The following is a 7881-nucleotide window of genomic DNA, read 5'->3' on the forward strand; positions in this document are numbered from 1 at the left end:
TACCGGGCCAATACATGCCGCAATTAGCAACTGGCGTGCTTGGCTGGTCATTGCAGCGGTCATTGCATACATTCGCGGCGAGCAAATTATCACGCTGATTGCCGATATCGTGGGGGCAGCGAAATGATAAACACAAATTTACTTCTCGGAATTGCGGGTGGCATCATTGCTATAAACGCAGCCATCGGGGCAATCCTACCCACGCCTGCCTTCCTTGAGGTCCACGATATGACAGTGGTCGGGGATCAGGTGCGCGTGGTTCGATCTGTCCCCGGACCTGCGGGGGTTGCCGACTGGACCGTTGTGGTGGTAGCCGATGCCACCGACGCACCATCCTGTCAAACCGTATCAGGTCCGTTGCTGCATCAGGGCTGGTCGAAATATTCCGCATCCCCTAAGCGTGAGATCAGCATGCACTTAGACGTCTGGGTTGGCTATGAGGGATGCTATGATAAGCTGGCGGCGGGTAAGCATGATATGTTTGTGACGTGGACCCCGCGCGATGGACGCCCCGTTGTATCGGCGCGAACCACGTTTACGAAGTGAGGGGCTGATTTATGTTGATTCAACGTCGTATTCAAAAGCAAAGCCTGCTACTCGATTCTGAAAAGCCCTAATCCCAAGCATTTGCAGTCGCTTTTTGCTGTAGGCGTTCCCGTCAGGATCGGTGTACTCAACAGTAAAGAAAACCTTTTCGCGGTATCCTTTGGGTGTGTGCCGTGATATCTCTTTGATTATCTTCTTGCCTTCGCCGTGCGCTACCCAAGTATCGCCACCCATCCTATCTTGATGAACTTCACAGCCAATAGACCAAGAAATATTTCCGCCAAATTCTTCAACTTTGATGAATGGGTGCGTGACGTGATGTTCTGTTAGGTGGCTTTCAGCCATATTCGTTATCCTCTCTATAGGGGGTAGGCCCTCGCTTAACGGCGGGGGCTTTTGCGTTTGGGGGCCATGCTGTCGGTCCTCTAAATCTTAGGTGCTTCGACCATCCACGTGATGATCTTTGCAAGGTTCTGGGCATCAGGTGTTTTGCCCTGCCTTGCTACTACCATTGCTGTTTATGAAAGTCAATCGAAATGGGTTATAAAACCGCATACATAGTACGCAAAAGTGCAGGCACTCTTTTACTATTGCTAATGGGCCTGTTAAGTGCATACTGCGTTCATGAATTGGAAAGATTACATCCGCGACAACGAGCGCGAAGAATTAGAGCGAATTGAGGCATCTAAAATTGCAGCCCGCGATGTTTATGCGGCGTTCATTCGCAAGCTGAAATCAAGGTGTGAGGCTAGAATGAAGCGGGCAAGCAGTGACCAAAAGTAATGTCTATAGAGCCTTTTCTGGCGATGGGGCCTTGCTGTATGTGGGGAAGGCAAACAATGTTCCATCCCGCATTGCGCAGCATAAAAACGTGAAAGCCAAATGGATTGAGTTTTGTGTGCGGGTTGAGGCCGTGCCTTACAGGTGCGAGCAGGACGCTTTCAATGCCGAGATGAGGGCGATACGAACTGAGAAGCCATTGTTCAATGTTGTGGGTGTAAAAGATTTTTATGTGTCAGAACATTTTATCAGACTGGGGATGACCCAAGAAATGCAGCGAAAAGTGAACGATTGGTGCGCTGACAATCGGGATGAAGGGACTGGCAAGATGCCATCTTTCTCCGAAGGTTGTCGCCAGCTTATCGAACGCGGCCTTTCGGATGGGTGAAGGCCAGCACCACAAGGTATCGCCGCAATACCTGCACCAGTATGCAAATCACGCCGCATGGTTGGAAGACAACCGCCGCAAACACCCACCGGAGGATTGATGATGGAAAAGCTAATTTACGGCATGGCCTCCAAATACGATGATGTGATTTGTGATGCTGTTGGCATGAGCCGAGAAGCCCTTCTCGCCGTTGCAAAAGAGAAGTTAAGCGCATCAGTTTACCCTGACGGGGTTGAGGTCATAAACTTTATGGGCAAACCAATTGTAACCTTCATGCCAATTACGACTCACACGGAAAGCGACGGCTTGACGCACAGGATCGTCTCAACGCGAAAGTACCAAGTCCACGAAAAGCACAACCATTCTAAGGAGAAGTGAGTGATGCTGGAATTTCTAAATGCTACGCATGGATTACCGATTTCCGTACCTGTCGGGATTTGGTTTTGGTGGAAGATTATGGGCGCACCAAACACCCCCACGAAGGAGGGGCTGACCGATGGCTGAATTGCCACATCACGTAGAGGTGACACTTTTTCAACTTCTTGGTTTGTCAAATTGGTGTGACCGTGCCTACGCAGGTGAGGTTGAGACTTGCCCCCGCGAGCTTTCAAGAAGTGTTGTCGGTGCAATCATCAACGTGCGAGAAAGCCTGCCGCCTGAAATGGCAGGGCCGTGGGATGAAATGATGAAGCGTATCCAAACAAACTACCGTGATGAGCGCGGCGCTGATCATCCTGTGCTGACGAAACTGAACACCCATTCTAAGGAGCCTGACTGATCTGGGGGCTACCCCCTGATCTTGATGACATCGGCGGGTGCGCACGTAACGAAAGCAGCCCACTTGTCCATGACGATGCGACGTCTATCTAGAAGGTCTGACCGCGCATAACTGCGTTCTACGGTATCACCAACAACATGGCCCAAGACTGTCTCAGCGACTTCGTATGCGCAGGCGTCTGTGTCTTGCACCCATGTTCGGAAGCTTGTGCGGAATCCGTGGGGGCGTCCAGCCTCATTCAGCTTTGATAATTCCTTGCGCAGCGCGGCCTCTGTAATGTGGCTGGCGTTGGCGCGGTACGATTGAAACAAGTAACGCTCTGACAGTTGAGATGCTGCGTGTGCAATCTTGATCGCCTCCGCAGATAACGGAACGCGGAAATCACGCTCTTGGCCCTTTTTGGCTTTCACTCTGGATTTAGGCACGGTCCACACGTCATCGGATATTTCGTCAAATTCAGATCCAAGGCAACCGGCGCTGCGAACGCAGGTCAATATCATCCATCGCAGGCACAGGGATGCGGATCCGATGCCCGCAAGCTTGGCATATAGGGCCGGCATGTCTTGCCAGGGCGTTGCTGTTATGTGCTGCGTTTGGTGATCGACGGTGCCCAGCATGGCACGCGCAGAATCCACAATGGTTGGATCGCATGTAAACCCCATTGCGCGCATTTGCTTTAGGACAATGCCAATCCTCTGAAGCGTCTTTTCTGCCGTGGGGTGCTTAGTTTTCCAGATTGGGGCCAACGCCGTTTTTAGATCGCTCTGATGCAATCCTGACACGCGGCGGCTACCGATGCTTGGGAATGCATTGACGCGCAAGGGTGACAGCCATTTGCCCCTGTCGCCTTCGCCCCGCAGCCCCCCTTTTTTCGCGTCAAACACAATCTGGGTGGCGTCCTCAAATGTGGGGTCATGCTGATCGCGTGTGGCCTTGTCCGTGGCCCTCTGGCGTCTGCGCTCTGATATGGGGTCAATGCCCTCCGCAAGAACACTTGCCCATCTGTCGCGCTGCTTTCGCGCCTCGGATAGCGGCAATGATCCAAGCGGCCCAAGGCCCATTTCGCGCTGTGCTTTTTCAAAGCTATACCGCCAAAGCCAGTTGCCGCCTGTCTTGGTTTTGTTGAGCCACAGCCCGCCACCGTCAAAGTGCCTTCCGGTGGTTGCGTTTTTTACGCTTAGGGCTGTGAGTTTGTTTTTCAACGGAAGGTTTCGGCAGGAAGGGCGTAGGCATACTTCCCGCCAATATCGGCGCGAGTCACCATGCCCTTTTTGTAAAGCTGCGACATTGTTCTTGATGATTGCCCTGCGGTGCGGCCTGTTTTCTCTGCAATTTCACCGGAAGTAAACTCAGCCCACTCCCCAGTGCGCATAGCGTCAAGCGCTTCGTGTTGGTTCCAATTCATCTTCATATCAATTCCCTACCCCCACTCTTACCCCCGAAGTGACGTGCAACGTAGCGCAAGGCGCTGATAGGTGCTGCAAGTCTTTTGGGAAATAAGGCCCTTATCTCAAAGGCATATTGCGAGGTATTGCAGCAAGACGCAAGGCCCTGCTAGTGTTGGTTGGTGCTTCTCAGCCGCACCAATTAAAGCTGTCATACCCTTTATTTATATGACATTCTGGGCTGGTCGTTAGTTTCTGCCCCCGAATTTACCCCCGAAGTGTTCAATGGTAGGGGCAGGCAAATCAAGCAATTCGTGGGTTAGAATACGCGTTGCATTGCCGATCTTTTTGCGGGTCAGGCCCCCGCTATTTAGGGCGCGCCAAATGGTTGCCTCACAGACTTGAGCCATGTCGGCCGCTTCCTGTACTGTGAGCAGGGGCTTCATTGGGTGGCTTCCTTTGCTGAAATTGCGCTCATCCCCATCGCAAGCCGTGCGTTTCTGAAATCACCATGCGTTAGGTAAACCCAACCAACCCCCTGATCGTCAGGCAGTTGTTTGCCCTTATTGTCGCGACCCATGCCTTCCATGTATTCAGCAAAAGGCTTCAGAGCCTCACGCAGGCGTTCAATTTCGGATGAAAGCACGGCTTCTCGCATCGATGTCGGCATGTCGTCTGTCATGCCTGTCAATGTGTTCAAGCCCTTTCTCATGTCTGCTCCCCTTGTGATAGGGCGGCGATGGTTTCAGACATAGCGTCCTTGGCCTTAGATGATGCCCGCAAGTCAGCACGCTTTTCACGTCCTCCAGGGTGCGTTGCCCATTGGTCGTGAATAATCATGTCCCATTCACAACCCTTCTTGCATAGCGCCACAGCATCCTTGATGGCCTGCGCATATCCCGCATTGTAATCGGCTGTTTTCTGTGTGTCTGTCATGGGGGTTCCTTTTGCAGTTTGCCCCCTGCCATTTGGCGCGGCAGAGGGCGGTTGACGTAGCACGTCTATGCACAAACCTAAGTTTGCCGTTTGCCCGTTAAGGCTACCACTGGACGCCGTGGTCGCGTTTCCCGATATCGGGATCTGTTGTGTTCAAATGGTTTTGCCGAAGTGCGGTAAAGTTATCCTGTGCATTCGCCGTGATCGGCTTGGCACAATGCGTCTTGCGTATCAAAAATCCAGTCACCTTGGCGGCGAACATATTTACCTAATTCGGCTCTGGTATATTGGTCGCGAAACCTTGCGCCGTTTGGCGACTTTGTCAGTGCCGATGCCGCTGCCTCTTGATCCTCCCACCACTTATGACGCTCTGGATAATCTCGGGCCAGCGCCGCAAGCGTAGCCTCGCTTTTCATAAAACAGCCATCGCAATTCCCAAGGCCCTTTGTGACATTCAAGTCAAACGGCATCGCCTTCCAGAATTTGGTGACGGTCTCGACGGTCACATCTTCGAGCGGATACCATTTGGTCACGCGCTTGTCGGGCGATGGTTTAAGTCGGTGCGGCTCGTCGGCACGTATGCCCACTGCGTTTGCCCATTCTTTCCAACCCAAAGACATAAGATAACGGCGCGCAGGGAGAATTTTTAGGTGTTCTGTGCAGAAACGCTTCGACTGATCTGGGCAGGCTTTTTTGCGCCTTATCAGCCGCGAAAATGGCTCGCCATTGTGGCTGGCAGAGTTGTGCGAAACAACATCAAATAAGGGTTTTCCAGCGACACGCTCGGCATCCTCAACCCAAACAATTTTCACGCCCCAACGGCTTGCGCACTCTTGCACGAAGTCCAGAGTGTCTGTCATTTCGCGTCCAGTATTGGAGAAAACTACCTGCACACGTTCACCGAAATCACCATTCACCGCAAGTATTTGGTGCAGCATGTAGGCGCTTGTGCGGCCGCCGCTAAAACTGATCTGCACGTTACCTTGGGGAAGTGTGTAACCTCGCATCATTCATTCCTTTCATCGGGCATCAGCCCATGCGTTCCATTTTGTCTTGAGTGGCCGCGATGTAGTCAAAGTCGTTGCCGTATTCTGCCACCCAGCTCTCTTTGCCTTGGTGGATCGCCATCTTGCTTTTGTCCCTGTCGCCGCGCAGTCCTTGGTGGTGATCCTGACAAAGCGGGATAGCCATACGGTCAGGCGTCTTGTGATTGCCGTACCGTCCACAGATAACGTGGTGCGCCTCTGTTGGGCTGGTTTGCGTCAAACCAAAGGCATCGCAGACGCAGCACGGTAAGCTGTGCAGGTCGCGCAGGTATTGCGGATCCTTGCCTAGCTCGTCGGACTCCAGGAAATCGCTGTAGCGTAGTTGGGTCATGGCCTATATACCTCTGACCATCCAGTGGGTTTGGTTGATGGGTTGCCGTCCTCATTCACAGACCAACAAACACCATCTGTCCAATTATCAGGAGATTTACCCTCCTCAAGACACACCCAACCATAAACGTCCTCACCTTCCGATCCGACGAATGGGTGTAATTCGCCACGAAAGGATATGCCTCGGGGCAAGTGAAGTAGCACGGGCCGATCTGTTGGGACGGTTTCCATTGGTCTCACGTCCGTTCCTCCGGCTGTGTCAGCACAACGCCCTTCCCAGCCCAGTATCGCTGCATATGATCGAGGTACGTTGTCTTTTGCTTTGTGGTCATTATCCGCGTCACACCGAAGTCAAACGGCACCATCATCAGCGCCATTTTGGCTTCATAGGGCAGGGGCCGCACGATCTGATCATAGCTGGCCGCAAATGCTTCATTTTCAGCGCGCAGAATGGGCACCCCGATGTGCAGCTTACATTCCCCACGCACTTCCTCGGCAGTTCTGTCGCCCAGCTGTTCTGCAATCTCATTCACCCACATGCGTTGCAGGCGGTTTTGCTCATAGCTGCGCTTGATGCCTGGCGTTGTTGTTGCCGTGAACGGTTGCTTCATATTGCCCAGAAGTTGAACATATGATGCCAGCTGTTCGCTGTTGCCTATGGTGCGGGTTGCTGTGGTCATTCGATCATGGCCCGTACTTGGGCGTCGTGGTGCGATTGGGCGGCGGCTTTGGCGGCGTCGCGGGCCTCATGCCATTCATAACCAAGATGTTTTGTTGTTCCGTGTTTGTAGCCGAGATCCTTTCCGCGCCACATGCGTTGCCCAGACGGGCTGCCGTGTGCGGTATGTAGGATTATCCAAGGGCCGCCATAGGTCGCACTTTCATTGTCTCTCCAATTGCACGGCTTGACCTTCACCACGGGGGCAAGGTCGGCGCGGGTGTTCCAAGCCTCTATGGCCTCTGTTATCGCTGTTTTCTCAAGGCCATTGTTGATTTGTGTGTCTTGGTTAGTGTCAGCTTTTGTTGCGCTTCGAGGCCCTTTAATGCCACAGGTGCAGATGACCCGCTTGGAGAACAAATCCCAAACTATGAGGCGTTTATTGTCGATGCACCAAGGGTTCGGGCAGGGCAACAGGTCAGGTGCATCAGTCATTGAGCGTCTCCCCGTGCGCGGATGGCGGCGGCGATATAGCCAGCCTCACGAGATCGCCCGAACATCGCCGCTCTTGACATGCTGTCCTCTGGGTGTTGTTTCCCGATGTGTTCAGCTTGCTGCTCTGCGTTTAGAGCAACCACAGCACACGCCTCCCGTTCCGCCACCACAGCGGCTTCCATATCGGCGCGGGTCACTAGATCGCCTGAGCGGTGCGCGTTGACGAGGGCGACGATGTATTCTGCGTTTCCCTGCCTATCTGTTCGATAGCCGGTTTCCGTTTTGACACTGTGCCAATGCAGGCAAGCAATACTGTTGTTTCTTGCGTCACATGTTGCGTAAATTTCAGTAGCGTACATATCGCTGTTAATTTTTTGGCGGTGGGATTGCCCCCAATCACCTTGCGTTGCCGCATCGCTTAATGCCTGTAGATCAATCATGTTGGCGTCCTAAATATGGGCTACGCGAGCGGTAGCGTTTTTGACGTATTCGCCAAATGTCAGGTCTGTGAAATCCATCTCAAGCCATGCGCGATACTT

General features: G+C 52.9%; 16 protein-coding genes. 5 read left to right on the forward strand and 11 right to left on the reverse strand.

Annotation, left to right across the window (positions count from 1 at the left end; translation table 11 throughout):
* The first annotated feature begins 123 nt into the window (after positions 1 to 123).
* Positions 124 to 546 carry a hypothetical protein gene (locus tag ACPGUT_RS15270; RefSeq protein WP_423992845.1) on the forward strand — a complete coding sequence of 141 codons (423 nt, stop codon included), beginning with the start codon at positions 124 to 126 and terminating at the stop codon, positions 544 to 546.
* Between the two features lie 9 nt (positions 547 to 555).
* Here the strand turns inward: ACPGUT_RS15270 and ACPGUT_RS15275 are convergent, their stop codons facing one another.
* Complete coding sequence (locus ACPGUT_RS15275) at positions 556 to 891, reverse strand: hypothetical protein (protein ID WP_423992847.1); 336 nt, start codon at positions 889 to 891, stop codon at positions 556 to 558.
* 424 nt (positions 892 to 1315) lie between these two features.
* Between ACPGUT_RS15275 and ACPGUT_RS15280 the strand changes: the two genes are divergently transcribed.
* From ACPGUT_RS15280 to ACPGUT_RS15295, 4 genes are all read left to right on the forward strand, one after another.
* Positions 1316 to 1714, forward strand: a complete 399-nt coding sequence (locus ACPGUT_RS15280; protein WP_423992849.1) for a GIY-YIG nuclease family protein — start codon at positions 1316 to 1318, stop codon at positions 1712 to 1714.
* Between the two features lie 102 nt (positions 1715 to 1816).
* Positions 1817 to 2092 carry a hypothetical protein gene (locus ACPGUT_RS15285; RefSeq protein ID WP_423992850.1) on the forward strand — a complete coding sequence of 92 codons (276 nt, stop codon included), beginning with the start codon at positions 1817 to 1819 and terminating at the stop codon, positions 2090 to 2092.
* A gap of 3 nt (positions 2093 to 2095) precedes the next feature.
* On the forward strand, positions 2096 to 2218 hold the full coding sequence (locus ACPGUT_RS15290; protein ID WP_423992852.1) for a hypothetical protein: 123 nt from the start codon (positions 2096 to 2098) through the stop codon (positions 2216 to 2218).
* A complete protein-coding gene (locus ACPGUT_RS15295) occupies positions 2211 to 2492 on the forward strand; it encodes a hypothetical protein (protein WP_423992854.1) in 282 nt (93 codons plus the stop codon). Before ACPGUT_RS15290 ends, ACPGUT_RS15295 begins: the two co-directional genes overlap by 8 nt.
* A gap of 8 nt (positions 2493 to 2500) precedes the next feature.
* On the opposite strand, the gene ACPGUT_RS15300 is transcribed toward ACPGUT_RS15295, so the two are convergent.
* The 10 genes from ACPGUT_RS15300 to ACPGUT_RS15345 form a co-directional block, all read right to left on the reverse strand.
* Positions 2501 to 3694, reverse strand: coding sequence for a tyrosine-type recombinase/integrase (locus tag ACPGUT_RS15300; RefSeq protein WP_423992856.1), 1194 nt, complete (start codon positions 3692 to 3694; stop codon positions 2501 to 2503).
* The gene (locus ACPGUT_RS15305) at positions 3691 to 3903 is read right to left on the reverse strand and encodes a MarR family transcriptional regulator (protein WP_423992858.1); all 213 of its coding nucleotides are present in this window, start codon (positions 3901 to 3903) and stop codon (positions 3691 to 3693) included. The genes ACPGUT_RS15300 and ACPGUT_RS15305 overlap by 4 nt, the downstream gene beginning before the upstream one ends.
* 222 nt (positions 3904 to 4125) lie before the next feature.
* Positions 4126 to 4323: a helix-turn-helix domain-containing protein gene (locus ACPGUT_RS15310; RefSeq protein WP_423992860.1), complete on the reverse strand. Its 198-nt coding sequence runs from the start codon at positions 4321 to 4323 to the stop codon at positions 4126 to 4128.
* A complete protein-coding gene (locus ACPGUT_RS15315; protein ID WP_423992862.1) occupies positions 4320 to 4577 on the reverse strand; it encodes a hypothetical protein in 258 nt (85 codons plus the stop codon). The genes ACPGUT_RS15310 and ACPGUT_RS15315 overlap by 4 nt, the downstream gene beginning before the upstream one ends.
* 8 nt (positions 4578 to 4585) lie before the next feature.
* Entirely contained in the window at positions 4586 to 4813 is a 228-nt protein-coding gene (locus tag ACPGUT_RS15320) for a hypothetical protein (RefSeq protein ID WP_423992864.1), read from the reverse strand.
* A 182-nt stretch (positions 4814 to 4995) separates the two neighbouring features.
* Complete coding sequence (locus ACPGUT_RS15325) at positions 4996 to 5820, reverse strand: phosphoadenosine phosphosulfate reductase family protein (RefSeq protein WP_423992866.1); 825 nt, start codon at positions 5818 to 5820, stop codon at positions 4996 to 4998.
* A gap of 22 nt (positions 5821 to 5842) precedes the next feature.
* A complete protein-coding gene (locus ACPGUT_RS15330; RefSeq protein ID WP_423992868.1) occupies positions 5843 to 6190 on the reverse strand; it encodes a hypothetical protein in 348 nt (115 codons plus the stop codon).
* Between the two features lie 235 nt (positions 6191 to 6425).
* Positions 6426 to 6869: a hypothetical protein gene (locus ACPGUT_RS15335; RefSeq protein WP_423992870.1), complete on the reverse strand. Its 444-nt coding sequence runs from the start codon at positions 6867 to 6869 to the stop codon at positions 6426 to 6428.
* Complete coding sequence (locus tag ACPGUT_RS15340; protein ID WP_423992872.1) at positions 6866 to 7342, reverse strand: hypothetical protein; 477 nt, start codon at positions 7340 to 7342, stop codon at positions 6866 to 6868. The genes ACPGUT_RS15335 and ACPGUT_RS15340 overlap by 4 nt, the downstream gene beginning before the upstream one ends.
* On the reverse strand, positions 7339 to 7782 hold the full coding sequence (locus ACPGUT_RS15345) for a hypothetical protein (RefSeq protein ID WP_423992874.1): 444 nt from the start codon (positions 7780 to 7782) through the stop codon (positions 7339 to 7341). Before ACPGUT_RS15345 ends, ACPGUT_RS15340 begins: the two co-directional genes overlap by 4 nt.
* Between the last annotated feature and the right edge of the window lie 99 nt (positions 7783 to 7881).

The sequence above is a fragment of the Halocynthiibacter sp. genome (genome assembly GCF_049608145.1).
Classification (GTDB): Bacteria; Pseudomonadota; Alphaproteobacteria; order Rhodobacterales; family Rhodobacteraceae; genus Halocynthiibacter.

Coding starts and splice junctions, on each gene's coding strand:
- ACPGUT_RS15345 (WP_423992874.1), bottom strand. CDS start 7,782: ATGATTGATCTACAGGCATTAAGCGATGCGGCAACGCAAGGTGATTGG.
- ACPGUT_RS15335 (WP_423992870.1), bottom strand. CDS start 6,869: ATGACCACAGCAACCCGCACCATAGGCAACAGCGAACAGCTGGCATCA.
- ACPGUT_RS15340 (WP_423992872.1), bottom strand. CDS start 7,342: ATGACTGATGCACCTGACCTGTTGCCCTGCCCGAACCCTTGGTGCATC.
- ACPGUT_RS15295 (WP_423992854.1), top strand. CDS start 2,211: ATGGCTGAATTGCCACATCACGTAGAGGTGACACTTTTTCAACTTCTT.
- ACPGUT_RS15310 (WP_423992860.1), bottom strand. CDS start 4,323: ATGAAGCCCCTGCTCACAGTACAGGAAGCGGCCGACATGGCTCAAGTC.
- ACPGUT_RS15285 (WP_423992850.1), top strand. CDS start 1,817: ATGGAAAAGCTAATTTACGGCATGGCCTCCAAATACGATGATGTGATT.
- ACPGUT_RS15290 (WP_423992852.1), top strand. CDS start 2,096: ATGCTGGAATTTCTAAATGCTACGCATGGATTACCGATTTCCGTACCT.
- ACPGUT_RS15275 (WP_423992847.1), bottom strand. CDS start 891: ATGGCTGAAAGCCACCTAACAGAACATCACGTCACGCACCCATTCATC.
- ACPGUT_RS15330 (WP_423992868.1), bottom strand. CDS start 6,190: ATGACCCAACTACGCTACAGCGATTTCCTGGAGTCCGACGAGCTAGGC.
- ACPGUT_RS15270 (WP_423992845.1), top strand. CDS start 124: ATGATAAACACAAATTTACTTCTCGGAATTGCGGGTGGCATCATTGCT.
- ACPGUT_RS15305 (WP_423992858.1), bottom strand. CDS start 3,903: ATGAAGATGAATTGGAACCAACACGAAGCGCTTGACGCTATGCGCACT.
- ACPGUT_RS15325 (WP_423992866.1), bottom strand. CDS start 5,820: ATGCGAGGTTACACACTTCCCCAAGGTAACGTGCAGATCAGTTTTAGC.
- ACPGUT_RS15320 (WP_423992864.1), bottom strand. CDS start 4,813: ATGACAGACACACAGAAAACAGCCGATTACAATGCGGGATATGCGCAG.